We start from the raw sequence: 26,538 nt of genomic DNA on the forward strand, positions 1-26,538 counted from the left end.
TAATAGGTTTACAGGCCAACAGTGAGGTTAATACCGAATGTGCGCATCATTGGAAGGGACGTTGATTCTATACCGATGGAGCTATTGTTTACGTTGAAAGCAGAAGCTTCTGGTGAAAATCCATCCGTTTTCCGTTGAAAGTAAAAGAGGTTACGTCCATACACGCCCAATTTTAGCGAGCTGACGAGTTTATGCGGCATCAGTTTCTTCGGGAAAGAATACGAAAGACTGATTTCGCGCATGGCAATATAGCTCATATCATTGATCATTTCTTCGGATACCATGACCTCTTTGTCACTCGCAACCATGTTCCAATAATCTTGTGCGGCGACCTGCTTACTATTTTTTGTTCCTGTGCTTGTCCAATTGCCTGATCCATCTTTTTGTCCCACGATCCCCTCGGCAATGTAGCTGCCATCACGGCCTTCTAAGGTCTTTTTAGAAGTACCATAAATAATCTGCTCACGGTTCGATTGGGAGAAGATCACGCCGCCCTGGCGGATGTCGACAAGCGCATATAGATTGAAACCTTTATATTTAAAGGTATTGGCAAAACCTCCCAGCCAGTCGGGTTGCGCATTGCCAAGATCAGTTTCTACACGCCCAGCTGTGCGCAAAGGCAGCCCAGTCGTAGGATCGATCAATCTATTTCCCTGCTCATCTTTGATCCATGCAAACTGTGTCCCAATGAGCTGGCCAAATGGTTTTCCGACCTCCGCAACCACATTTATCCCGCGGTCTGTAGCGAGTAAAAAGCTTTCTACACCGGGATAGAGTGATTCTACTTTATTTCGGTTGCGGTTGTAATTGAAGGTGGTATTCCATTCAAAACCCGATTCGCTTTTGATTGGTGTTGCTCCCAAGACAAATTCAATACCTCTGTTGCTAATTTCTCCAGCGTTGATCCTGTTTTTTACATAGAGACTGGAAGGGGCGATTGGTACGTCCAGAATCTGATTCTTTGTCTTGGCCTGATAGTAGGTAAAAGAGAACGAAAGTCTGTTTTTCAGAAATCGCAGATCTGCCCCAGCTTCGATCGACGTGGTCAATTCGTTTTTCAAATTCGGATCAGGAATAATTTCTGTATACGAAGCCATCGGTACACCACCGTGGGTGTACTGGTTGAGACTATAGGCTCCTGTCAGCTGATAAGGGTTTCCTGAACTCCCTGCTTGTGCCCAAGAGGCCCTGATTTTAGCAAAAGACAGGGCTTCAGACTGCCATTTGAAAGCATCCGATAAGACCAAACTGGAGCTTACCGAAGGATAAAAGAACGAATTATTTTCCTTTGAAAGAGTCGAAGACCAGTCGTTACGGGCGGAGAAATCAACAAACCAATAGTCTTTGTAACTGAATTGACCCGATAGATAAGCCGAATTAATCTTGGACTCGATCAGATCAAATATGTAACTATTTGTCGTGGTGTTATTGATTACAAAGAGATTGGGAACAATAAATTGATTGCCCGAGTTGCCGGTCATACGCAAATACCTACTTTGATGGCTGGCCCCTAAGTTGGCACTGAGTTTAATATCGTCGGTCAATTTAAAGTTAGAACTGGCCAAAACATCAAAATTGTCTTCGCGGGCTCTGATGACCTCTTCTCGGATGTCGCCTTTTCGGTTTAGACTCTGGTAGGTATTAATGGGGCGGTAGCGGAACCGTTGATCGGTATAGAAGTCGGTCCCTCCAGTCGCTGTAACCTTAAGCCAAGGAGCGAAGTCGTAACTTAGACGGAGCAAGCCTATAATACGGTCCCGCCGGTCTTCGTTGTGGTTTTCATGAATGGTCCAAAAGGGGTTGGCAGTAGAACTATTGGTGGCATATGTTTTCTCCAATCCTTCCGTCAATCCAGAAAATCCGAGCTGTCTACTAATCTCCTGTGCGGTCCATTTATACTGGGCCATGATGTCGTTGCCCAAGCTTCGCGGCTGGCTGATGAATAGGTAAGCCGGGTTGTCTGCAGCATCGGCCAATGTAGGCCGGTTCTGTCCCTTTTGGGCGATGTAGTTGGCCTTGATGTCGATATGAAATTTATCGGTTATTTTGGCTTGGGTACGTAAACCGAAATTGTTTCTCTTTAACGTATTGGTGGGGATATACCCCTTTACATCTGTATTGGCAAATGAAAAACGGTAGTTTACTTTGTCGGTTCCGCCATCGATACTAAGGTTGTTGACAAACTGTTTCTCTGTTTGAAAAAATGACGAGTAGGTATCTGGCTTTGGTGTTAACTGTAAGATGTTGCCATAAGCGTCTTCATAAGTCTGACCTTCCATTTTTGCACCCCAGCTAGCCCGTGTTGTACGGTCACGTCCAGCACTCATTTTAGGCATACCACTGTAGCCATTTTTCAGGGCCTCACTCATGGAGACAATTGTGCCGTCATCTTTTCTGAAGTGTGTAAATGTACCATTCAAGCCTTGGCCATAGACATTCTGAAAATCAGGTAAAACCAAGCCATTGCCCAATGAAAAATCTGTACCATAACTAAAGCGGGTTTTACCAGCTTTCCCAGATTTAGTTGTGATCAAGATAACGCCGTTACTTCCTCGCTGACCATAGAGGGCTGCAGCGTTTGGGCCTTTCAATACCGACATGGTTTCGATGTCTTCGGGATTGATGTTTCCGATTCCGTCTCCATAATCGGTTCCCCCAGATTGGTTTGGAGATGAAATGTTTTGATTATCAATCGGTACTCCATCAACAACATAGAGCGGCTGGCTATTACCGATAAGTGAGTTGTTACCACGTATCACGACCTTGGATGAACCTCCGGCACCGGATGCCGCGCGGCTCACCTGCACGCCGGCAACTTTACCCGATAGAGCATTCGCCACATTGGTTTCCTTGCCCTGCGTCAGCTCGTCGCCTTTGAGTTCAGCGACCGTATAACCGAGCGCTTTTTTTTCGCGTTTGATACCAAGCGCTGTAACGACAACCTCCTGTAGGTTTTGCGCACTCGATTCCAAACTGATATTGATCGCTAGCTTGTCTCTTTCTGTAATGGTGTAATCCAAAAGTTCTCTGCTTTTAAAACCGATAGACGATACGCTGATCTGGTAGCCCTGTCCAGCGGGAATCTGGTCGAGCGAAAAAGTCCCATCAGGCCTGCTGGTTGTTGTTTTTTTCATTCCGCTCGTCGCTTTACGTATGGTAACCGTCGCCGAAGGAATGGGCTTCCCAGCTTCATCTTTGATTACTCCGTTAATGGTCGCATTTTGTTGGGCATTAGCAAGAAGATAGCTTGTTGACAAAAGCCCCATGAGTCCAAGACGCAGTGCCCAGTTTACGTCGGCTCGAATGTTGGATCTCAACAATAGCATAGTCAGGATACTATGCTTGGAAGGTAAATAATTGTGCATAATTTGTGGGTTAATTAAGTGAATTTTATTCGGTTTGTACATGGATGGTTATGCTATGAAGTGCTTGGATATCAGTCAACACGCTGATGTAGGCTGATGCTGTATTTTTATACGTTCCACTATAATATTTATCTTGAATATCTTTGGGATCAAAACTCAGCCGCACTGCATAATTATGGCTGATGATATGAAGCACATCTTGTAAGGGGAGGTTTTTAAAGATCAATTGTTCCGATGTTTTTAGATAAGATCCCCGTTTACTGGATTGAGAAGCATTGATTCGGGTCTCAGCAATAATCTGTTGCTGTTTCCGGTCAATGCTGATTTCCTCATTGGGTAGAAACTGCAGATTTAAGGATTGTTCATTTCGGTAACCTGTATCGCTTTTGACTTCAATACGACCTTCATATAGTTTTATCTTCGTAATCGCGGCACCCTCTTCGTCGACGCTGAAAACGGTGCCAAGTGCCGTTGTTGTCAAACCTGCCGAATGAACTCGGAAGGGCTTGGTCTTATCCTTTGCCACAGTAAATTTGGCTTTGCCTTTTAATAGAATTTCTCGCGAGCTAATCCCTGTGAAATCTGAACTGAATTTTACTTCAGAATTGGGGTATAGTTCGATCGTAGATCCGTCTGGAACTGCAATTTGTTGAATGGTATTACCTGAATTGATATAATATAAATTACTTGGTTGCTCCTGCGATGTGGGCTGGACTTTCTTCGCGCTACGGTATGCGGTGGTATGTTTAGGAGAATCGATTTGGGTTAACCCCAGCCAAGCTCCGATTCCAATGAAGATAATAATGGCAGCATATTTTAACCAGTTAAATTGATTCTTGTTTTTTTGCCCTATTTGTTTGAAAATATGCGCTTTTATTTCTTTTTGGTTTTTAAAGTCCGAATCCACCTCATATTCTTGCCATTCCGCCTCTGGCATAAGATCCTCCCAATAAAACTCGTTATTAGCTAGCGCGTTTTCTATGGCCGCAATTTCTTCCGCATTGGCTTTACCGCTTAGGTAATCGTCGATCAATTCTTTTGTAATCTTCATCTAATAAGATTACGATCGAAAATGAGGTAGCCCCCAATGAAATTAAAAAATAATTTGCACCAGTATACTGAACAATAAAGCCTTGCGAATAGTTTTTAGTGCTAGCGTTAGTTGGTTTTCTACGGTTTTCGTCGATATGGCTAGCTTTTTAGCAATTTCTTGATGCGAAAGATTGGAAAACCGGCTTAGCATAAAGATCTCCCTGCGTTTCTTTGGTAATTTATCGACAATTTCATGGAGTGTGGATGAAAGTTGTTTGGCATAAAAATCATCATGAGGACTATGCCGCAAGACAACTGTCTGATCGTGATCCAAAAGTTTCTTTCGATTATACTCTGCTTTGACCAAATCAATCACTACTGTTCGGGTGATACAGAATATCTGGGATTCTATGCTGGAATCAATATTTTTGTCACGCATATTTTTCCAGAGTTTGATAAATACACGCTGCACAGTTTCTTCGGCTAGATAAGAAGATTTGGTTTTGTTGAGCGCATATTGGTATACTTTGGAACTCCATAGGTCAAAGTATTCCTCAAATCTTCGGACAATAGACGCATAATTGATTTCCATAGTGTAGGCTTGGAATAAATGAATTTAGCGATAATGCGCTTTCGCTCCAAGTTTTTTAAAAAATATTTTGCCTCTTTTCTTAGTGGATGAGATTTGTTTTCTGAATGATCTTCGATGTATGGTTATAGACTCTCAATTGGATATTAGTTCCTTGATTGGATTGATTTAGGAATACGATGTTCCCTTTCTGGTTGACATTCAGTGTGTATGTTTTGTTCTTCTCCATCTCAATCTCCCCTGATTCATTCAAAATTTTTATCCGACCAATCGACATTTTTTTAGCCGCAATGGAAAATGGACTGGCATCTTCGGCTGAGATGGCTAAGGAACTATGTGCGGGGATTGATGTATTGATATACAAAGAGCCTTTTTCTTTTTTTTCTATCCGCTGAAAGGTGCAAGACTGGAGGGCAATAAAAAATAGAAAGACGGAAAATAATTTCATAAATAAGGCTATTTTTTTTATATGGGATTTAATCATGCATCATACCGAGTTTTTTCCTACTACATTTGAGTTAGATTACTCCAATGTGGTGGGAAAAACCAGTTAAGGTCTTAAAAATACAAAAAAATCATAATGACTTATTAATAGAAATGGAGTATTTCGGATATCTGTATACGATCGTTGTGTATTTATTCGCTAGTTCGGTATTTATACCTCTTCTTGGGCGTTTTGATACGTATGTTTCGAATCTTGTATTTGGACTGGCACAAAGTTTGAATTTTACCCTGCTGTAATACATAAATTATTCACATTAACACATCGACGTATGAAAAAATTAATTCAAACACTGGGACTAGGTATGCTTATTTTAACAGTATTAGTAGGCTTTACATCATGTAGCAAAGATGATGATCCGGCTGATAACGATCTTTTTGTTGGAAAATATGAAGGCACTATTGGCTTTGATGACATGAACAACAATGATAACGATGTTGCCTCGGGAGAAGGAACGGTTACTGTAACAAAAGTTGGCGATACCTATAATTTTGCTTTTGGAAATGGCATTCCTAATCTCAATGGAGTAGATTTTGAAAAAAAGGATAACGTCTTAGTTAATATCGGCTCAGCAGGCACGGGATTTATCCGTATTGATGCCGGTAAATTGACAATTGGTTATACAAAAGACGGCAAGGCATGGACGGCCAATTGTAATCGGAAATAGTCTTGCGAAAAATAGAAAGCGCCTGTTTGCCAGGTGAATGTTGTGAGTTTAACATTTTATAACATTATTTTCTAAACGATTTACGGAGCGATACTGTTCTATTAACAAACAATAAAACAAAGTAATTATGAGCGAATTAACATGGAAAGGCCGTTGGAACGAAATCAAAGGCAAGGTAAAACAACAATATGCAGACCTTACCGACGATGATCTATTGTATGCTGAGGGCAAAGAAGACGAATTGGTAGGTAAGCTTCAAAAGAAGACCGGTAAAACACAAGATGAGGTAAATAAGTGGTTGAACGATTTGTAGGTTTAGTATTGTGTGATAAAAAGCGGATAACAGCATTGTTATCCGCTTTTTTAATTTGATAGCAATTTCCTCAATGAACTTTTATGCTTGTTGAATTCCTATTGCCTTGTACGGATTGTTTTCGTTACAAATCCCCAACAGCGCAATACCTTTTATTTTTTGTTAAAATTGAATCGTCGCGCAATGCTAAATCCCCAGCGAAATTGCCCTTTGCCCCATGAGCTATTTGTTTCGCTGATAAACTGAGATTCTTGTATTGCGGTCGCATTGGTAAAATTGAGGTGGAAGATATGGCCTCCGGTATCCATTTCTAGACCGACACCCAAAGCATTATAGTAACGTTGACCACCCACTTCTTCACGGTACTTCTTGTTCGATGCTTTTCGGAAAGGCAATGTATAGTCTGCGACTAGCGCAATTCGATTACTAACCTTAGCCCGCCCACCGATACCGATAGCGAATACATCATTCTGATCATTAAAAGCCGTATAATTTCGGTGAAGATAAGAAGGAACTACAACGAGCGAAAGATCTGAACTGAATTTTCGGGCGATGATGAGCTGCGTTACATAACTCAATCGGTCATTGAAGTTCTCAAAGCTTGCTGCTGAAGACTTATCCGTACTAGCTTCCATCGCGGATAGGGTAGTGCTTCCAAAAAAAGCTACGGAAACAGGTATGCTATTGTCGACGGTTTGTTCGATAAATCGGTATTTCACATTCCCCTCAAATAGCTGCCGAACAGCCGTTGCGCCCTTCGCGCGGGCGATTCCAATGTTCAGGTTATCGAATAAACCATAATCAAAACCTATTCGGATGTCGGTCGAATTATCGAGGCCAAAGAAATTTTTACCTCCACCCGCGCTGCCCGCGATATCGCCAAAGCGGTGATCTACTCTAAAGTCCATTTCATTACGATGAATTGTTTCTGTGGTCTTGAGATTGATCAAATTGCCGGATTTAAAGGTCGCCGTGACTTTTTCATTTTTGGGTGCATCGATATGGATTAATTTATCGAGATCTTCCTGCGCAAATGACTTTGCGAAAGGAAAGCAAAGGAGTATAAGTAGTATTTTTCTCATTTGTAATGAATTCGTATTATGGTTTGTAGGTCGCATCAACGGTGATTTTGACTACTTCAGCAATTTTTTTTCCAACGATGGAAGGAATAGAAATTTTATGATCTGCAAGTTTGACCTGAAAATTTGCTACCGCCTTTATCGTGCCATCTGTAACAGTAAATGTTGCCTTTGTACTGTAAGGTTTAGTAACCCCATGGATCAGAAGTGTGCCTCTTACGTTCAGCGTATAGCTGCCATCTTTTGTTAATTTGTCCGCGTTGTCGACTTTGCCTTTAAATTCTGATACGGGGTATTGATCACTTTCCATGTAATTTTCATTGAAATGCTCCTGCATGAGCTTTTTGTCAAATTGAAAAGATGTATTTTTTACCCGAAAGATGATATCTCCGGTTTGAAGGTTCATCGCCGAAGCGCCTAAGGTACTTTTGGCTTCGATGTCTTCCAATGGCGCATTACTAAAAAAGGTGATGCTGGTCTCTTTTGAAACAAAAGAAGCCTTTTGCTGCGCAAAGGTCGTCATAGCGATGAGCATCATGAAGAGCGCTATGTACATGTTGATTTTTTTCATATGCCTAACATTAGTTTTCAGGTGAATTCCTTTTGATCCATGCATCCAGCAGTTCTATTTCTTTTGCGGAGAGTGAGCTGCCTAGTGGCATGGATTTGGTCACCAGTACCGCATTATTAATCTTTGCAATATTGTCTTTGACGGAGATATAACCACTGAACGTCCATCGTTCACTTGCCGAACGTCCTGTCGCGTGGCACGAACTACATTTCGTTTCAAAGAGTGCTTTAGAAAAATTCGTGTAAGACACATTTAGTACTGTCACAGTTTCAGTGCCGTTATCCGGATTGTTCGTAAGTTCTTGCGCCTGCTTTTTGGTACAGGCGGAGAAGGAGAGAACTGTTAAGGTAAAGAAAAAAATGACTAGGTAATGATGTGCTCTGAGGCAAGGATTTACGGTTTTTAGATTTTGTGCCATAAGTTTGAATAGTTAGTTTTGGCTTAGTTAGCAGGGGCAACGGCAGAGTTGTCGTTTACGATTGGCCAAACGCCAACGCGTGGGAAACTTATCCCTTTATTATCTCCACGCTGTGTATCCTGGCCGAAGTAATATAAGGGCCATCCTTTGAACGTTAATTGTTTCTTTCCATAGACGGTAATGACAGCGATGTCAGCCGTACGAACAAGCGAAGGCAGAGCTCCAGTCTCTTTTTGAAAGATAGGCCAGATCGCATCATTACTGAAATCTGCAGCAGTATAATTGTTTTTGTTGAATTTGTCGGGTTTAAAGGCATACAACGTTCTGCCCTTATCATCGGTCAGGTAAATTGTTTTTCCGGTTCCTTCGGTATAGTCGCCTAAATAGTTTTTAGTATCGTGTCCGATAAGTTGCGCATTCGCAACCATGAGTAAATAATCAGGTTTGGCCACGTACCATATTTTATTGACAGCATCTCCTTTCACCTGACCGGATTGACTATCGCCTGCATAATAGTAAAGCGGCCAGCCCTTAAATGTGTTTTGTTTCGAGCCATCTTCACGTGTTATTTCACCGATCAGGCTTTTGTCAATTTTTAGGTCTGTGCTTGTTTCACTGCTGTAATAAACCGGCCAAGTGGCCAAACAATTACCGCTGCAGGTCGAAGCTCCTTTTGTATCATTCGAAAAGAAATAGAGTGTTTTACCGTCGGCATCGGTCAGAATATTACCAAATTGGGTATTGGCAGACATTTGCACGCCCTTGTTTTTATTTTCGACATTGCCAGGTTCACCATCGCTTTTTGAACATGCAGAAAACAATGTTAAGGTCAATAGACCACCTATAAAAGTTAATTTGACTTGTTTTTGGTTTGATTTCATAATGGTATGTTTTAAAATAATGTCTTGATATTACGATCAGGTCAGCGAAAAGGTTGCTTGGAAATTGAGTCGAAAAAAAATATTTTTTGGAGGCAACCTTTTCGATTATCCTCTCGTATAAGACTTAATACTATATTTATCAAAAGAAAGAAGCAATATCGAGTGGCGATAACAGAAGTTGACGAAAAATCTATCCATATTATTAAAGGATGTATTGATGAGGACCGCAGGGCCCAGAAAGATCTTTACACCATCTACTACGCTATGTCTTTAGGGATATGTCTGCGCTACGCTAATAACAGGGAAGATGCTATCAGTATTTTAAATGAAGGCTTTTTCAAGGTTTTTAAAAACATCAACAAATATGATTTTCAGAAGCCTTTTTCCATATGGATCAAAAAAATCATGACAAATACTGCAATTGATTTTTATCGGGCAAAGATTAAACAGGGCATCTTGGTAGATGTATCCATGTATGAGCATACCATTATTGAGGATGATAGCATCAGTCAAAAGTTAAACTATGAAGATTTATTGGCGATGGTACAGCAGCTTCCACCTGCCTACAGGACAGTGTTCAATCTCTATGCGATCGATGGTTATGGACACGAAGAAATTAGTGGCATGCTGGGAATTGCCATTGGAACATCAAAATCTAATCTGCATAAAGCACGTGGTAGACTGGCGGAAATGGTGGAAGTTCAAGGGGTAAAATTTGGTAAAACGGAGGAGAAAAGATGATGGAAAAGGATAAGAATAAGATTGATGAGCTATTTAAGTCGGGCTTAAGTGATGCTAACTTTGACTTTGATGAATCACATTGGCAAGATATAGAATCGCGATTGGACAATGAAAGGCGTGTAAAGAGACGAAAGATCGTCGTCTTAACGAGCTTGGCCGCTACACTTGCAGCAGTTTTAACGATCTTTTTTGTTTGGAATAGCGCGTTATTTAAAACCAATAATTTACCAGGTGAAATAAATACAGCCGGTATTTCGCCTGAAAAGGAGGTTCCGGAGAACAAAACTGTTCAACCTAAGGAGTATTCGCCAGACGAAACCAAACGGGATCAAGATTGGATTGCATTTCAGCCGAACAAACGTGCGAATAATGTGTTCCAGATTTCAAATGAAACCATTGTACTGCAAGATATCCGCTTGGGGAAGATAGCCGATTCAAATCCGATAATCGGGCAAGAAAGAAAACTAAATACTGTATTCACAATTCCAAGCATGGAATATAACAATCAAAGATTGCCTCATTTCAACTTAAGAGAAGAACCGGTTGAAGGGACAGGGGAGCGTCTGGCTGCCATTTATCAGCCTAAAGAAAGTATGGGATCCAATGTGCAGGAAAGAGAGCGGTCGGTTGTTAGTTTCTTGGCCGGGCCAGATCTGACAAGCGTGCGGGGGGCAGGTAAATCCTCCCTTAGTGAAAATATCGGTTTGGCCTATTCCTATCCTCTCACAAAAGCACTGCGTGTGTCTGTGGGTGCTACCTACGCTAAAAAGAATTATACGTCAGCGTATAAATTTTATGCACCATCAAATCCACCGGAAATGGCACAATTGCCGAGCAATGTGAGCGCTGTATGTGATGTTCTTGATGTACCACTGACAGCGAGTTATACGGTTTTGAAAAGTAAAAAAGTCAAGTTCAATGTTAGTGCGGGACTTTCGAGCTATTTTATGCTAAAGGAAAAATATACCTTCGACTACGAAGGTGGAGGTAGCTATGGCGGATCTCAGAAAAGTGCCGTCTATGAAGTGAATGGAGAGAACCAGCATATCTTTGGTGTTGCCGATTTCTCGATCTCCATTGAGAAGAAAATTAACGATAAAATTAATATTGGCGTAAAACCTTTTGTTAAAATGCCTTTGACAGGGATAGGTTACGGAAATGTAGATCTGGAATCTAAAGGCGTCGCGTTTACCTTGGGAATGAGTTTGTAATGCGGAATCGCTCGGCTTTCGTTTGGGGCATGTTCGGTACAGCTTCGCATCAGGGAGCACCTCTGGGCGTACTAATCTTCTATTTCATTTCTAATGTGCTGTTCGTATGTGAACAATTCGAATAATAACTGTTCGCATACGTACATTTCATTTTTTGAAGCAGATCCTAAATTAGGCTATAATGCGCTTCAGAAGGTATAAATGAACTAGAGGACCCTATGGTATGGTATTTGGCACGGAGCTAACAAAATTGATCTTATGTTCTTTATGCATTTTGAAGTTCAATTTTCATTTTAGTCATTCACTATAATTAAATATATAGGTTGTTTAGCCGCGTCGGGAGATGCGGCTTTTTTTTGAGGGCAAAAAGCCTGATTTGACGAATTTGCCCCTTAAAATAAGAAGATTTTACCCCCCTTCCGTTGTAACGTTTTTGATAATATTGCAAGTGTCAATACGACATTTTATGGTGTTGGCAATATTAAATAACCAAGAGTGTTTGCCTGATTAGCTGAATACCCGCTCCAAATCATATAAAAAATAGGTGTAGGAAAAGTAAGCTGGCTAAAACTCAAAAACAGCTAAATAACCAAGTTTAATTATGATGAATTTACCAATCAAAAGTGGATTGTTTGATCCTTGAATTCCCAATGAAACGCAATAATGCTACCTCATATTGCCGTACTACGCTTCATCAAAATATTTTAATTACTAAACAGTTTTACTTATGAAAAGAAAAATAGTATTCACACCGTGCTGGCTTTGTTGTATCTGCTTTTTACTTTTAAGCTTACAGCAGACTTATGCGCAGTCAATAACTGTACGGGGCCAGGTTACCGAAAATAATAGGCCACTGGCCGGAGTGACCGTCAAAAATATCGGTTCCACAGTGCAAGCACAAACAGATACACAGGGAAAATATACGATCAGTGCTGCCACAGTCACGGCATTAGAATTTACCTTTCTAGGTTATGCGAAACAGCGCTTTGAATTCAGTCAGCTCAAACAGATCAGCCAAGGGAACTACGAGCTTAACGTGCAACTTGATGCTTCCGAAGGAGATGTTTTGGATGAAGTGGTGGTGGTTGGTTTCGGTTCGCAGAAAAAAACAAACCTGACCGGTTCGGTTGCGGTGGTGGATGCCAAGCAACTAGAAAATAGGCCGGTAAGAAATGCGATCCAGGCACTGCAAGGACTGGCACCAGGACTAAATATTTCCCAAAACTCGGGAACGATGGAAACCAATCCATCCATTAATATCCGGGGGACGGGCACCATCGGAACCTCTTCTTCGGCACCACTGATTTTAATCGATGGTTCTGAAGGGTCTTTGGCGGCACTAAATCCACAGGATATTGAAAGCGTATCTGTATTAAAAGATGCTGGAGCGGCTTCAATTTACGGCTCTAGAGCTGCCTTTGGGGTTATTTTAGTTACTACAAAATCTGGAAAGGCTGGACGTACATCGGTAAATTATAATAATAGCTTTCGTATGAATGCCCCAACATTAATGCCGAAGATGATGGATTCTTATACATTTGCGCAATACTTTAATCAGGCCGAAGTCAACGCAGGTGGTTCACCACATTTCTCCGCGGAGCATCTGCAGCGCATCCTGGATTATCAAAACGGAAGCCTGAAAAATTCGACGATAGTCGATCCAAACAATAAATTGTATTGGGCTGAAGGATATGCCTATGGTAACGACAACAACGATTGGTTCGATGTCATGTATCGGGATCAGGCTTTTGCTCAGGAGCACAACCTAAGCCTCAATGGTGGAACCGAAAAAACAACTTATTACCTTTCAGGTAATATTATGAAACAACAAGGGTTGATGGCCTTCAATACGGATCATTACGACCGTTACGCTGTTGCTGCTAAAATCAATTCTAAAGTATCTGACATCTTTCAGGTAAATTACAACGCGCGATTGGTGCGTGAAGACTACGACCGTCCGGCTGCATTGACCAATAGTTTTTATGATGATTTAGGCAGACAGGGCTGGCCAACGCTGCCTCTGTATGATCCAAATGGATACTTGTTCAGTTCTCCCTCACCTGCACTTGCCATGAAAGAAGGCGGACAGGATAAATCAAGTAAGGATTACATTTACCAACAGTTACAACTCATCCTCGAACCTATTAAAGGATGGCGTACAACTGGTAATTTTAACTATAGAACCACAACTCAATTTCGTCATTGGGACTCGCAGCGTCTTTACAACCATGACGTGAATGGTGATCCGTATCTGTATAAAAACTCATCCAATGTGTACGAATTTGGTTTAAAGGAAAACTACTATAACATTAATATCTTTTCTGATTACGATAAGAGCTGGGGCGACCATCATGTTAAAGTTATGGTCGGTGGTCAGATTGAACACACGGCCTATCGCAATCTCGGTGTGCAACGCGACGGAATCATTATCCCGGATCAACCGGTATTGAATCTGACCTCCGGCACAGACATCAATGGAAAAGCAGTAGTGCCTTCTGTATCTGGCGAATATCAAAAATGGGCAACAGCGGGTTTCTTCGGCCGATTGAATTACAATTATGCAGAAAAATACCTATTGGAAGCTAATTTGCGTTATGACGGTTCATCACGCTTCCGCAGCGATAGCCGCTGGGGCTGGTTTCCTTCAGTTTCTGCAGGATGGAACATCGCCAAAGAAAACTTTATTGCAGAGTCGGCACCATTTATTAATATGCTGAAATTAAGAGCTTCCTACGGAGAACTGGGTAATCAAAATACCGATGTCTGGTATCCGACTTATGTCACGCAACCAACCGGTACAGCCAATGGCGCTTGGCTAATTAATAATGCTCGACCAAATTCTGCTTCGGCTCCAGGCTTGGTAAGTGCCTTATTGACCTGGGAATCCATCAATACCAAAAACTTAGGCGTCGATTTTGCTTTTTTAAATAGCCGTCTTTCTGGGTCTTTTGAGGTCTTCGAACGGAAAACATTTAATATGGTCGGCCCAGCTCCACAGTTGCCTAATACATTAGGAACCCAGGTTCCTCAAACAAATAATACCGACTTAAAAACAAGAGGGTTTGAAGCTACACTGGGCTGGAATGACCGTACAGCCAGTGGTTTCGCATATGGAGCAAAGTTTCTCCTGTCGGATTATACCACAACAGTAACACGCTATCCAAACGCAATAGGGTCATTATCAAACTATCGGGAAGGCCAAAAGTTAGGTGAAATATGGGGATATCAAACCCTTGGTATCGCAAAGACAGAGGAACAGATGAGTCAACATCTGGCGAGCTTGCCCAATGGTGGACAAAATGCATTAGGAACACAATGGGGGGCAGGCGATATCATGTATGCGGATTTGAATGGCGACGGAAAAATAGATGGTGGAAGCAATACAGAGGCCGATCCTGGTGATCGTCGTGTGATTGGAAACAGCACGCCGCGTTACTCCTTTGGATTGAATCTGAATGCGGATTACAAAAATTTTGATTTTAGTGTTTTCATGCAAGGTGTCATGAAACGCGACTATTGGCAAGGTGGCTATTATTTTTGGGGAGCAACTTCAAAATGGTGGTCAACGGGCTTGGTCGATCATCTTGATTATTTCCGTACCGCAGACAATCCATTGGGCGAAAATCTTGATGCGTATTACGCACGTCCTGTTTTTGGAACCTCCAAAAATCAACAGACGCAGACGCGCTTTTTGCAAAATGCAGCCTATATCCGCATAAAAAATATTCAGCTAGGCTATACCTTACCGAAAGAAACAACCAAACGTTTTGGTGTGGAGCGTCTACGCGTATACGTTTCCGGAGAAAATATCTGGACCGGCTCAAGTGTAGCGGGAATGTTTGATCCCGAAACTATTGATGGCGGAAGCAACGGAACGGTTTATCCATTGACAAAAGTATGGTCTGCAGGTTTAAGTGTTACATTTTAAGTCGATTCATTATGAAATTCAATAGTACTATTTTTAGATTGATGCAATTGGGCCTTGTCGCTTTGGTAGGCCTAGCTTCCTGCAATAAATATTTGGATATTGCACCCCCTTCGTCCATCATACCTGAAGCGTATCTGGATGAGGAATCACAACTTGCTGCTTATACCGTAAATCAATATGCTGGACTGTTTCCTTCGCATGGCAACTGGTCCTTTGGCACGTTCGGCATCGACGGAAATACAGACAATATGGCTACTCCAACACTCGATAATAAGTTTATTCCAGGCCAATGGCGCGTTGGATCGAACGGCGGTGACTGGGATTTTTCAAGTATTTATCAGATGAATTATTTTATCAATACGGTGGTTCCCAAATGGAAGGAAAATCGTATTCTCGGAAATTCCAGTAACATAGCACATTATATCGGTGAAGCCTATTTTTTACGGGCTTATGTTTACTTTGGGAAATTGCAGGCCTTGGGCGATTTTCCGATTATTCGCAATGTGATGTCGGATAAGGATAAGAGTATTTTAGTGGAAGCGAGCAAGCGTTCACCAAGAAATGAAGTCGCGCGTTTTATACTTTCAGACTTGGATTCGGCCATTACCTTGCTGAACCAAAGTTCTCCCGATGGCAAGAAACAGCGGATCTCAAAAAATGTAGCCCAGCTGTTCAAGTCCCGAGTAGCTTTGTACGAAGGTACCTGGCTCAAATACTTTAGCGGAACCGCATTCGTCCCTAAAGGACCAGGATGGCCTGGTGCGGCAAAATCATACAATAGCAATTATGCATTTCCGACGGGAAGTATTGCCGGAGAGATCGACTACTTTTTAACGCAGGCCATGGAATCGGCAGCTGCGGTTGCTGACAATGTGCCGCTGGTGAGCAACACCGGAATAATAGAATCTGCCAACAATGAGAATCCTTACTTCAGTATGTTTGGTGCCGTGGATATGTCCAGCTATGGCGAAGTACTTTTGTGGCGACAATACAACCAGAGTTTGGTGACACACAATGTACCGGTATATGCACAGCGTGGCAATTATGCGGTTGGTTTGACACGCGGCCTTGTTGAAAGCTTCCTGATGTCCAATGGACTGCCTATTTACGCCGCGGGCAGCGGTTATGCGGGCGATGATTACATCACAGATGTTCGGAAAAATCGCGATGGTCGTTTACAATTGTTTTTAAAAGAGCCAGGCCAAAAGAATGTATTGGTCAATATTGGACAAGGTACTCACTACACGCTCATAGAGCCCACCCCGACTGTATACGATACCGATTGGGAACGACGTTATACAACGGGGTATACTATACGTAAAGGTATTTCATACGACGGTTTACAAACGCTAAACGGACAGGGATTTACGGGTAGTATTACCTTCCGAGCTACCGAAGCTTACCTCAATTATATGGAGGCCTGTTTCGAAAAGAATCAAAATTTAGATACGAAGGCGCAGGCCTATTGGCGCTCATTGCGTACACGTGCTAAGGTCGACCAAGATTTCAATGCAACCATTGCTGCAACACAAATGGAGAAAGAGAAGAAAGATTGGGGCGCGTATTCTGCAGGACAGTTTGTGTCACCTACATTGTACAATATACGTCGCGAACGCAGAAGCGAACTCATGGCGGAAGGTCTACGTTGGATGGATCTCAAGCGCTGGCGTGCGATGGACCAGCTGATTACAACAGCAGACCATTTTGAAGGCTTTAAACTCTGGGGGCCGATGAAAGATTGGTACAAACCCGAACAGCTGATTTATGGCGCTACCAATGATAAATCTGTCGTTTCAGATCCTGCACGGAGTGAATACCTCAGACCATTGGAGATCCGAAGCAATGCCCTGTCTTATACTGGGGTGAAATTTGCCATGGCGCATTATCTTGCACCTATTGCCGTCGAGCATCTCCAGTTGGCTTCGGATGATGGAACAGCAGAAAATTCCGTTATTTATCAGAATCCAGGATGGTCACTGATCAGTGGAACTGCCCCAACCGGCTTGTAGAAATATAAAAAGGGATATGTGTCATCTCATTATTACACAAATACGAATATATCCCTCTTTTTGACTCAATATCCCCCTTGACTACGTAGGAAAAGGGGGATATTTTTGTTTACTGATCATCACGAGCAGTTAACTCAAAGAAACTTAAACTAAATCATGAAAAAACTTTTATCTGTCTGTCTTAGTTTGCTGTCAAGTTGTTTTATCGCCTATAGTCAACAGCCCATCCTACCGCAGTATAAATTGGTCTGGTCGGATGAATTTGATTATAATGGTGCACCCGACACGACTAAATGGAGTTACGAAGAAGGTTTCAAACGTAACCGGGAAGAGCAATGGTATCAAAAGGAAAACGCTTTCTGTCGTAATGGCCTGTTGGTTATTGAAGCAAAAAAAGAACAACGTAATCATCCGGGTTTTATTCAGGGCAGCTCTGATTGGATTGCCAGCCGTAAAAAGATAACCTATACTTCGGCTTCGATAAATACTTTAGGAAAGCAGCACTGGAAATACGGAATTTTTGAAATCCGCGCGCGTATCCCTGTTGGAGAGGGCCTTTGGCCCGCATTCTGGACTTTAGGCACGAGCAAGGAATGGCCATCCAATGGTGAAATAGATATCATGGAATATTATCGCGGCAATATATTAGCCAATATCGCAACTGGCACTGACCAACGGTGGAAAGCACATTGGTTCGGTAAGACAAAAGCAGTCAAAGATCTTGGCGGAAAGGCTTGGGCAGATCAATTTCATATCTGGCGCATGGTTTGGGATGAAGATGCCATTACGCTTTATGTGGATGATATGGAAATGCTTCACGTCCCTATGGATCAATTGGTCAATCGGGACGGTACAGGATTCAATCCATTTACCCAACCACATTATCTCCTGTTAAATTTGGCCCTCGGTGGAATAAACGGTGGCACGATAGCTGATAAATTACTTCCCGCTAAATATGAAATTGATTATATCCGGGTCTATCAAAAAATAGAACGTGCTGAAATGAATAGTTTTACGCCAGGGGAAATATGGAAAGACCAATCCGGTCATGTGATCAATGCCCATGGCGGCGGCGTACTTCATCAAAATGGAAAATATTATTGGTATGGTGAGAAACGTGGCGGAACGACATCCCAGGGCGTCAATGTGTACTCATCCAATGATTTGTATAACTGGAAGTTTGAAGGATTGGCTCTCACACCTAGCGCAGATTCTACAAGCGATATTGCCTGGGGCTGTATTATGGAACGGCCAAAGGTTATCTATCATGAGCAGCTGAAGAAATATGTGATGTGGTTCCATCTTGAGTTGAAAGGGCAAGGCTATGCAGCAGCCAGGGCCGCCGTTGCTACCAGTGACTCTCCGCTTGGGCCGTTTCAGTTTGTCCACAGCTTCCGGCCAAATAACAATATGTCACGTGATATGGGTTTATTTGTAGACACCGATGGCAGGGCTTACCAAATCTATTCATCGGACGAAAACTATGCCTTACGCCTGGTTCAATTAACCGATGATTACCTGCATGTGACAGCAAAAGATTCCTTACTCTTCCGGAATCATCGGGAAGCCCCAGCTTTATTCAAGCATAAAGATCAGTATTATCTGATCACCAGCGGATGCACCGGCTGGGCTCCAAATCGTGCAGAGCTCCATGTCGCTAAGAGTCTTTTTGGCCCCTGGAAATCCCTAGGGGATCCAATGCAAGGGCCAAATTCGGCTTTGACTTATGGCGGTCAATCCACATTTATTCTTCCTGTCGCAGGAAAAACAGATGCCTTTATCTTTATGGCCGACCGCTGGAACCCCAAAGATCTTATGGATAGCAGATATATCTGGCTACCGGTAGATCTCCAGAATGAAAAAGTACAGATAAATTGGAAGGATCAATGGGATTTAAGTGTATTTCACTAGGCCTGCCGTATGGCCGTATTTAACCTACATTCTGTGAAACAAACCACTCTTTTTTGAATTGATTTCTTAATCGCTAAATAATAAAACATGCAGTTTGTGAATAAATTGGTGCTTATTCTACTCTATAGTTTGATATTCAATTTTGGACATGCGCAGTCCAGTGTTACCTTGACACATGGACCGCGTAAAATGCAACAGCTAGATACTCTTGTCCGAAAAGGAATCCCTTGGTTGGATGAAACGATAACCGAAGAAAACCGGCTGCCCATGCATACCGATTTTGTGACCTTTCCGAATACGTCTCAGATCGTCAATAGCGATTGGCGTGAATCTTCCGCTTATTTAAGTTTGAATGGTCCCTGGAAATTTAAATGGGCAGATAGTCCGTCAAAATTACCGGCCAATTTTGAATCGTTGACTTATGATGATCATCTTTGGGCTAATTTTCAGGTGCCTGCAAACTGGGAACTCAATGGATACGGTTTCCCGATGTATACGACCTCCGGTTTTGAATTCACTTATTTGATCGGAAAACCAAATCCACCAATTGTGCCGATGGATTTCAACCCCACGGCGGTGTACCGCCGAGAGGTAGTCATTCCTGAGGATTGGCAGGGCAAACCTATTATCCTCCATATTGGGGCTGCCAAATCAAATCTATCTGTTTGGGTAAATGGTCAATATGTGGGGTATGGGGAGGATAGCAAATTACCTTCCGAGTTTGATGTAACAAGATATTTGAGAAAAGGAAAAAATCTAATCACAATGCGCGTCATGCGTTGGGGAGTTGCAAATTATTTGGAGGATCAGGACATGTGGCGCCTCAGTGGAATCACACGAGACTGTTATCTGCTGGCACGGCAACCGATATATCTACGTGATATTCAGTTGGCACCGACCCTCAACGATTCTTTTGATGAAGGACAGCTAAATACTAAGCTGATTTTTAACCAGAGCAGTCAAGATGAGTTAAGAGCAGAGGTTTCATTACATAGAAATGGTCGTCTTGTGTCAGTTAAAACTGTTAAAGTCTCGGGACAAGAGATGGATATTGCACAGACCATAGAGCGTCCTGCACTATGGTCGGCCGAAATGCCAAATTTATACCAGGTGACTGTTAAGCTAATAGACCACGAGGGTAAACTCAGCGAGGTCGTTCCCCAGCAAGTGGGCTTCCGTCGGGTTGAGATCAAAGAAGGTCAGTTGCACGTGAATGGACAGCCTATACTTATCAAGGGAATAAACAGGCACGAAACAGATCCTGTAACAGGGCATGTGATCTCCAAAGAAAATATGTTGCGTGATGTACAGCTCATGAAAAAGTTCAATATCAATGCTGTCCGTACCAGCCACTATCCCAATGCCGAATATTGGTTGCAACTCTGTGATCAATATGGATTGTATGTGATTGATGAGGCTAATATCGAATCTCATGGCATGGGCTATGATCTGTCTTATACGATGGCCAATAGGCCGACCTGGGAAAAGGCACATGTTGCCCGTGTTGAACGTCTTATTCAGCGCGACCGGAATCATCCCAGCGTAATTATTTGGAGCATGGGCAACGAAGCTGGAAATGGCTACAATTTCTATCGGGCCTACCTCCGGATGAAAGAGCTCGATAAAAGTCGCCCTGTACAATACGAAAGGGCTGTGAATAATTATGGGGAATTAAGATTTGATTGGAATACCGATCTGATTGTTCCCATGTATGCAAGCCCATCGGCGATGAAAAATTATGCAGCGCGCAACCCTAAGCCCCAAAGGCCCTTTATTCAATGTGAGTATGCCCATGCCATGGGAAATTCATTAGGAAACTTTAAGGATTATTGGGACATCATTCGGGCAAATAAAGGAATATTCCAAGGCGGATATATCTGGGATTTTGTGGACCAATGTTTTATTAAAATCAACGCTAAAGGCGATACGGTTTATACCTATGGTGGAGACTATGAGCCTAAGGAAGCCATAACGGACTGGAATTATGCTTCCAAAGGCATTTTTTATGCTAATAGGACACCCTATCCGCATGCCTGGGAAATGAAGAAAGTATATCAAGATATCCATAGCAGCCTAATGAAGGAGAAAAAGATACAGGTTTACAATGAACGTTTTTTTACCGGACTTGACAATGTTGAACTTCAATGGGAGCTTATTGTTGATGGAAAGAAAGCCCAATCTGGTTTAATCAGTCACTTGAATGTGTTGCCGCAACAATCTGGTGTGCTGTTTATCCCTTATCAAACAGATGCACGTGGGGAGAAATTTCTGAATCTGACTTATCGATTGAAAAAAGCCGAACCCTTACTTCCTATGGGGCATATTATTGCAACCGAACAGTTGTCTTTAGGTGGTGTTTTTCAACCTAAGACAACCATTGTGGCACAGGGGAAAATTAAGACTGAGCGAAAAGATGGAAATCTGATTATCTCGGCAAAACAGCTGCAGATGGAGTTTGACCTTAAATCAGGATGGCTGACCAGATATCATTACAAAGGACGGGATTTAATGGATGAGCATGCTTTATTTAAGACTAATTATTGGCGTGCACCGAATGATAACGATTTCGGTGCAAATACACCTGAAAAACTGAAATCTTGGAAACAGGTTACGGATTCTATTGAATTACTTGAAATTAGATCCGAATTAATCGATAGCCTGGTCTATGTCTATGCGGCCTACAAAATGCCTCAGGTATATGGACAGTTAGCAATGAAATACTGCATTAATCAACGGGGTGAAATGCGCGTTTCTCAATCATTCACGGCTGACACCACAAAAAAGGTTGCTGTTCTGCCACGTTTCGGCATGCAATGGATCATGCCTGCTGGATTTGAGGCCATTAATTACTACGGTAGGGGACCACAGGAGAACTACATCGACCGTAATTTTGCATCGCATGTCGGAATTTATAAACAGACCGTCGATCAACAGTATTTTCCTTATGTAATGCCACAGGAGACAGGTAATAAGACCGATGTCAGGTGGATGGAAATAAGAAATAAGCAAGGTGAGGGATTGTTTTTTACGGCAGATTCTACTTTCAGTATGAGTGCCTTGCATTATTTTGATAAGGATTTGGACGACGGTCCCAAGCGACAACAACGCCATGCCGCTGACCTTGTCAAAAGGAAACAAACGCAAGTTAATATTGACCTCAGACAAATGGGCGTAGGCGGAATCAATAGCTGGGGAGCATGGCCGCTTCACGAATATACATTGCCGTACAAAGATTATTCATTCTCCTTCGTTATAAAACCAGTCGAATAATTATAGCGTCCTGTACAGCAGAAAGAGCTCGTGATTGTTGTACAGGACTTATTTTACTTTTTAACAATTCAGACTAAGGCCGGTCTACATGGAATTCATTCTGAAATGCTTTTCGGTACTTTTTGACATAGTCGGATGGTGTATCGCCAAACAATTTGTTGAATTGTTGTCTAAAGTAGCGCTGATCGTAAAAACCTGTTAAGTTAGCTACTTCATTAATTTTCGAATCTGTCAAAATAAGCATTTCTGCTGCTTTTTTGAGTCGTACCGACCTGATAAATTCATTGATCGATTTGCCTGAAATTGTTTTAATTTTTTTATAAAGTGACGAATGACTCATCCCCGTTTTTTCGGCAAGGCTTATTACAGTCAATTCTTCCAGTAGGTTCTCTTCAATAATCTCAATGCACCGTTCTATGAATAGCTTGTCTGTGATCGATATCTTTAGCTCATTCGACTGTAATGTGATAGCGTTAAGGAAAAAGTCCTGAAGGTTCTTTTTGTTCTGCAGTAATGTCTTGACCCGAAGCAACAATATTTCCGAATCAAATGGCTTGTGGATATAATCATCGGCACCATATTGAATTCCGGCTAACTTCGTGCCGTCGGAAGTACTTGAAGTAAGCAGGATGATTTGAATATGGTTGAGCGTAGCATTAGATTTTACGGCTTTGCAGAGTGACAATCCATCCATCTCTTCCATGATAATATCACTTATGACCAGATCAGGTTGTTTTTCGTTGATCATAGCTAATGCCTGAACGCCATTACGGGCACCATAGACCGTATATTCTACCTTAAAAATGTCGGTAAGATAGCTGCGGATCGCATCGTCGTCGTCAACCAATAAGATACTGAATTTTTTGCTTGATATGGCCGTTGGAAATGTGGGAGCAGTTTCTGTCACCACTTGTGCATCGTATAGCATTTGAATCCCCGACTCGTTGCGGTGCGCTACATCTGCCAATGGTTCTTCGGCCGGCATTTGTTGTGCCACGATCGGCAAAACGAGGTCGAATGTTGTTCCCGCTGTTGCTGAACTCGTATAACTTATTTTTCCGGCGTGCATTTCAACAAAAGTTTTGACCAGATACATGCCGATCCCGAATCCCGTTTGTTTTTTGGGGCCAGTCAGTGGATCCGAAAAATATTTGTCGAATATTCTATCGCCAAGATGTTCGGGGATACCTTTTCCCGAATCCTTGATCTGAATGGTTAATTCCCTACCCTGTTGCGATAGAGCAATATGAATAGCGCCATCGGAAGGCGTAAATTTAAAGGCATTTGATATGAGATTGCATAAGATGATCTCAATTTTTTCTTTGTCGGCATTGACAAAGACCGGATCGGAATTTTCCTGGAACTGATAATTTATCTTTTGTAATTTTGCCTGGGCAGCGAAATATAGAAATATTTCTTTCATAAAGCTTTGACAGTCGAAAATGCTGGTTTTGAGCTGTTCGGCACCGTCCTCTGTTTTTCTAAATACAAGCAGCTGGTCCACCAAGCTCAAAAGCCTTTTGGCGTTCCTGTGTACTACCTGAAGGGAAGCCCTGTCTTCAGACTCTTTATTGGTCTTCAGCAGATCTTTAATCGGATTAATAATTAGGGTCAGCGGTGTTCTAAATTCATGCGATATATTGGTAAAAAATGCGTGCCTCTTTTCATTGAGTTCTCTTTCCTTTTGGATGGTGAATTTTGAAAGCTGTATTTCATAATTTAAAGCGATTTGCCTCCTCCGATAGCGCAGATACCATAGCCCCGTATAGATCATAGCCAGCGTGTAAAGCAGGTAAGCCCACCAGCTTCTATACCAAGGCGGGAGAATTTGAATCTCGAGCTTAATCTGCTTATTTGTCCAATTGCCTTCCGAGTCGGTCGATTGAATAAGCAGGGTATAATTTCCTTCATGCAGGCCGTTGTAATTGATAGATCGGGTAGACCCGGCATCGTTCCATTGCTTGTCTAAACCTTCCAAGCGGTATCTATATTTTATCTTTTGTGGCGAATCAAACTCCAAGGCGGCAAACTCCAGCGAAAAAGTAGATTGATTGTAGGGAAGGGTCAATTTGTGAATAGTATTATCTTTTCCAATATCGACCCGGTCGCTCAGTTCGGCAATCTTTTTATTGTTAATTTTAAGACTTGTGATTGCTAAGGCAGGTTCATAAATTTTCAGTTTGATACTATCTGCATCAAAGATGTTAAAACCGTTGTTTCCTCCGAAAAGAAGATGGCCATCTTTGAGCTTAAATGCTGCTCCATAAGAAAATTCGTTGCTTTGAAGCCCATCCGTTTCTTCGTATCGTACAATTTTTTTAGTGGAAGGATCGAACTTCGAGAGGCCATTAAAGGTACTTAACCATAGTTTCCCGGTTTTATCTTCCAAAATATTAAGTACGGCATTGTTACTCAAACCTTCATTTGTGGAATAATTTTCGACAATCTTTTTTGATTTGCTATCAAATGCCAAGAGCCCTTTACCTTCTGTTCCTAACCAAAGTCTGTTATTTTTTCCGAGCCGAATGGCACGAACAGGTTTTCCGATTAAATACCTGGCGCTTTTTCGTGTCTTCTTGTTTAGCTGTATGATCTCATTGTAATTCCCCATCCAGATATTGCCTTGTTTATCGTCAATCATGCAATTGATATCATAGATGTCTTCGCTGAAGACTTCAAATTGGTCGCTTGTCGGATTATATGTATACACTCTTCCCTCAGAAAATGTCGCTGCCCAGATCTTCTCATCCTGATCCTTAAAAAGTAATTGTACACTGTTATTTACGACCCCATTTGGCGTCCTGCAAACATAATATTTTAAACCCGAACCTTTTGCATAACGCGCAATGCCCCTTTCGGTTGCGATCCATAGATCTCCGTTAGTTCCGGTCAAAAGATGGTTTATCGTATTGTCTGGCAATTGCTGTGGCCCTTTTTGAAAAGATTGAACCTGATTGGTCTTGTTATCCCATACATAAAGGCCATCACCTTCGGTACCAATCCAGATCTTGTTATCATACTCAACGAAAGAACGTACAAATTTGTGCGCTAAGTTAAATCCCGCATAATGTTTCTGCTGCAAATAATTAAATTTATAGCCATTGTTATCAATGGTCTCAATGCCGCCCTTTCCGGTGCCAATCCATATTTTACGCTGGGAGTCTATGTAAACCGTATAAATGGTTTTGCTATTCAGTGAAAATTGTACGGGCTGTAGAACATTTTTATTTGCTGCTTTTCCATGAGATAGGTTAAGTATAAAAATGCCATTGTTTTGGGTGGCTAACCAAAGTTTGTTTTGCCCCTCCAGCGTCAGCATGTTGATCTGGCTCGATTTAAGCTCCTGTGGATACAAGGACGAAAGCATATGGTCTTTGATTTTCCAAACAAATAGCCCCTCGTAATTACCAATAAAGAGTTCACCGCTGTTTGTGCTAGCCATACAGGTTGCACTCGTAATAGCCTTCGATACAAGATTCAACTGCTGAGTTTTTTTGTCGAAAGCGTATAAACCGCGTCCCTCTATAAAAACCCATACCATGCCGGTCGCGTCAATATGCGTGGCCGATACGTGGTAGTATAAGGTGGATAGGTTCGATTTATAATCTTTAAAAGCAATTTGTATGGCATATGCTTCTTGATGACTTTTGTAAAATAGCCCCCAGCCGTTTGTGCCGATATAAATATTATTATCACTATCGATTTGAATGGATTTCGTATCGGCATTGAGATGATATGACCGTTTAGATTTTTGGTCTATATAATTTAAACGCGTGAAAGTATCAAAATTTCGGTCGTAGACTCCAATTCCTTGACCAGTTCCTATCCATAATTTTTTATTATGGTCTTCTGCTATACAATAGATATAATTATGCGGAATGCTATTTTCGTTATTTAGCTGATTTCTGTAGGTTTTTATATCATAACCGTCGAATCTGTTTAGCCCGTCGTAGGTACCAAACCACATGAAGCCCTGACTATCCTGAAATATAGATTTCACCGAACTATTGGATAAATCTTTATTCATCTCCTTGGGGAATTGCGCGTGGGT

The 26,538-nt window shown here is 41.9% G+C and carries 17 protein-coding genes; 8 read left to right on the plus strand and 9 right to left on the minus strand.

The annotated features are described in order from the left end of the window. Positions 1-8 precede the first annotated feature (8 nt). The 4 genes from B3600_RS07205 to B3600_RS07220 all read right to left on the minus strand — a co-directional run bounded on the left by B3600_RS07205 (position 9) and on the right by B3600_RS07220 (position 5,434). A complete protein-coding gene (locus tag B3600_RS07205; RefSeq protein ID WP_286752536.1) occupies positions 9-3,365 on the minus strand; it encodes a SusC/RagA family TonB-linked outer membrane protein in 3,357 nt (1,118 codons plus the stop codon). 25 nt (positions 3,366-3,390) lie between these two features. Continuing rightward, positions 3,391-4,416, minus strand: coding sequence for a FecR family protein (locus B3600_RS07210; protein WP_286752537.1), 1,026 nt, complete (start codon positions 4,414-4,416; stop codon positions 3,391-3,393). Between the two features lie 42 nt (positions 4,417-4,458). Next, positions 4,459-4,989 carry a sigma-70 family RNA polymerase sigma factor gene (locus B3600_RS07215; RefSeq protein ID WP_286752538.1) on the minus strand — a complete coding sequence of 177 codons (531 nt, stop codon included), beginning with the start codon at positions 4,987-4,989 and terminating at the stop codon, positions 4,459-4,461. Between the two features lie 79 nt (positions 4,990-5,068). After that, positions 5,069-5,434, minus strand: coding sequence for a hypothetical protein (locus B3600_RS07220; protein ID WP_286752539.1), 366 nt, complete (start codon positions 5,432-5,434; stop codon positions 5,069-5,071). Positions 5,435-5,759: 325 nt separating this feature from the next. On the opposite strand from B3600_RS07220, the gene B3600_RS07225 reads away from it, so the two are divergent. Next, positions 5,760-6,155 carry a hypothetical protein gene (locus B3600_RS07225; RefSeq protein WP_070565238.1) on the plus strand — a complete coding sequence of 132 codons (396 nt, stop codon included), beginning with the start codon at positions 5,760-5,762 and terminating at the stop codon, positions 6,153-6,155. Between the two features lie 127 nt (positions 6,156-6,282). Next, the gene (locus tag B3600_RS07230; RefSeq protein ID WP_046672091.1) at positions 6,283-6,468 is read left to right on the plus strand and encodes a CsbD family protein; all 186 of its coding nucleotides are present in this window, start codon (positions 6,283-6,285) and stop codon (positions 6,466-6,468) included. 152 nt (positions 6,469-6,620) lie between these two features. Here B3600_RS07230 and B3600_RS07235 read toward each other — a convergent pair whose 3' ends face one another. Genes B3600_RS07235 through B3600_RS07250 form a run of 4 tightly spaced genes read right to left on the minus strand, consistent with a single transcriptional unit; the run spans position 6,621 to position 9,417 of the window. After that, complete coding sequence (locus B3600_RS07235) at positions 6,621-7,550, minus strand: DUF5777 family beta-barrel protein (RefSeq protein WP_115050753.1); 930 nt, start codon at positions 7,548-7,550, stop codon at positions 6,621-6,623. A 16-nt stretch (positions 7,551-7,566) separates the two neighbouring features. Further along, positions 7,567-8,118, minus strand: coding sequence for a YceI family protein (locus tag B3600_RS07240; protein WP_286752540.1), 552 nt, complete (start codon positions 8,116-8,118; stop codon positions 7,567-7,569). A gap of 10 nt (positions 8,119-8,128) precedes the next feature. Further along, positions 8,129-8,536, minus strand: a complete 408-nt coding sequence (locus B3600_RS07245) for a c-type cytochrome (protein WP_286752541.1) — start codon at positions 8,534-8,536, stop codon at positions 8,129-8,131. A 23-nt stretch (positions 8,537-8,559) separates the two neighbouring features. Next, positions 8,560-9,417 carry a hypothetical protein gene (locus B3600_RS07250; RefSeq protein ID WP_286752542.1) on the minus strand — a complete coding sequence of 286 codons (858 nt, stop codon included), beginning with the start codon at positions 9,415-9,417 and terminating at the stop codon, positions 8,560-8,562. Positions 9,418-9,579: 162 nt separating this feature from the next. Between B3600_RS07250 and B3600_RS07255 the strand changes: the two genes are divergently transcribed. The 6 genes from B3600_RS07255 to B3600_RS07280 all read left to right on the plus strand — a co-directional run bounded on the left by B3600_RS07255 (position 9,580) and on the right by B3600_RS07280 (position 22,487). Further along, positions 9,580-10,158, plus strand: a complete 579-nt coding sequence (locus B3600_RS07255) for an RNA polymerase sigma factor (protein ID WP_236586116.1) — start codon at positions 9,580-9,582, stop codon at positions 10,156-10,158. After that, positions 10,155-11,369, plus strand: a complete 1,215-nt coding sequence (locus tag B3600_RS07260) for an outer membrane beta-barrel protein (protein WP_286752543.1) — start codon at positions 10,155-10,157, stop codon at positions 11,367-11,369. Before B3600_RS07255 ends, B3600_RS07260 begins: the two co-directional genes overlap by 4 nt. A gap of 727 nt (positions 11,370-12,096) precedes the next feature. Continuing rightward, positions 12,097-15,297 (plus strand): SusC/RagA family TonB-linked outer membrane protein, encoded by a 3,201-nt coding sequence (locus B3600_RS07265; protein WP_083295897.1) that lies wholly within the window; start codon positions 12,097-12,099, stop codon positions 15,295-15,297. An 11-nt stretch (positions 15,298-15,308) separates the two neighbouring features. Further along, a complete protein-coding gene (locus B3600_RS07270; RefSeq protein WP_286752544.1) occupies positions 15,309-17,306 on the plus strand; it encodes a RagB/SusD family nutrient uptake outer membrane protein in 1,998 nt (665 codons plus the stop codon). Positions 17,307-17,462: 156 nt separating this feature from the next. Further along, positions 17,463-19,217 carry a family 43 glycosylhydrolase gene (locus tag B3600_RS07275; RefSeq protein WP_286752545.1) on the plus strand — a complete coding sequence of 585 codons (1,755 nt, stop codon included), beginning with the start codon at positions 17,463-17,465 and terminating at the stop codon, positions 19,215-19,217. A gap of 87 nt (positions 19,218-19,304) precedes the next feature. Then, positions 19,305-22,487 carry a glycoside hydrolase family 2 TIM barrel-domain containing protein gene (locus B3600_RS07280; RefSeq protein ID WP_286752546.1) on the plus strand — a complete coding sequence of 1,061 codons (3,183 nt, stop codon included), beginning with the start codon at positions 19,305-19,307 and terminating at the stop codon, positions 22,485-22,487. Between the two features lie 73 nt (positions 22,488-22,560). On the opposite strand, the gene B3600_RS07285 is transcribed toward B3600_RS07280, so the two are convergent. Next, positions 22,561-26,514: a hybrid sensor histidine kinase/response regulator transcription factor gene (locus tag B3600_RS07285; protein WP_286752547.1), complete on the minus strand. Its 3,954-nt coding sequence runs from the start codon at positions 26,512-26,514 to the stop codon at positions 22,561-22,563. Positions 26,515-26,538: the final 24 nt, after the last annotated feature.

Source organism: Sphingobacterium sp. UBA2480 (assembly GCF_002341965.1).
GTDB classification, from domain to species: Bacteria; Bacteroidota; Bacteroidia; order Sphingobacteriales; family Sphingobacteriaceae; genus Sphingobacterium; species Sphingobacterium multivorum.

Excerpts from the sequence above, each read along its gene's own strand:
- B3600_RS07205 (WP_286752536.1), bottom strand. The coding sequence starts at position 3,365 with ATGCACAATTATTTACCTTCCAAGCATAGTATCCTGACTATGCTATTG.
- B3600_RS07210 (WP_286752537.1), bottom strand. The coding sequence starts at position 4,416 with ATGAAGATTACAAAAGAATTGATCGACGATTACCTAAGCGGTAAAGCC.
- B3600_RS07215 (WP_286752538.1), bottom strand. The coding sequence starts at position 4,989 with ATGGAAATCAATTATGCGTCTATTGTCCGAAGATTTGAGGAATACTTT.
- B3600_RS07220 (WP_286752539.1), bottom strand. The coding sequence starts at position 5,434 with ATGAAATTATTTTCCGTCTTTCTATTTTTTATTGCCCTCCAGTCTTGC.
- B3600_RS07225 (WP_070565238.1), top strand. The coding sequence starts at position 5,760 with ATGAAAAAATTAATTCAAACACTGGGACTAGGTATGCTTATTTTAACA.
- B3600_RS07230 (WP_046672091.1), top strand. The coding sequence starts at position 6,283 with ATGAGCGAATTAACATGGAAAGGCCGTTGGAACGAAATCAAAGGCAAG.
- B3600_RS07235 (WP_115050753.1), bottom strand. The coding sequence starts at position 7,550 with ATGAGAAAAATACTACTTATACTCCTTTGCTTTCCTTTCGCAAAGTCA.
- B3600_RS07240 (WP_286752540.1), bottom strand. The coding sequence starts at position 8,118 with ATGAAAAAAATCAACATGTACATAGCGCTCTTCATGATGCTCATCGCT.
- B3600_RS07245 (WP_286752541.1), bottom strand. The coding sequence starts at position 8,536 with ATGGCACAAAATCTAAAAACCGTAAATCCTTGCCTCAGAGCACATCAT.
- B3600_RS07250 (WP_286752542.1), bottom strand. The coding sequence starts at position 9,417 with ATGAAATCAAACCAAAAACAAGTCAAATTAACTTTTATAGGTGGTCTA.
- B3600_RS07260 (WP_286752543.1), top strand. The coding sequence starts at position 10,155 with ATGATGGAAAAGGATAAGAATAAGATTGATGAGCTATTTAAGTCGGGC.
- B3600_RS07265 (WP_083295897.1), top strand. The coding sequence starts at position 12,097 with ATGAAAAGAAAAATAGTATTCACACCGTGCTGGCTTTGTTGTATCTGC.
- B3600_RS07270 (WP_286752544.1), top strand. The coding sequence starts at position 15,309 with ATGAAATTCAATAGTACTATTTTTAGATTGATGCAATTGGGCCTTGTC.
- B3600_RS07275 (WP_286752545.1), top strand. The coding sequence starts at position 17,463 with ATGAAAAAACTTTTATCTGTCTGTCTTAGTTTGCTGTCAAGTTGTTTT.
- B3600_RS07280 (WP_286752546.1), top strand. The coding sequence starts at position 19,305 with ATGCAGTTTGTGAATAAATTGGTGCTTATTCTACTCTATAGTTTGATA.
- B3600_RS07285 (WP_286752547.1), bottom strand. The coding sequence starts at position 26,514 with ATGAATAAAGATTTATCCAATAGTTCGGTGAAATCTATATTTCAGGAT.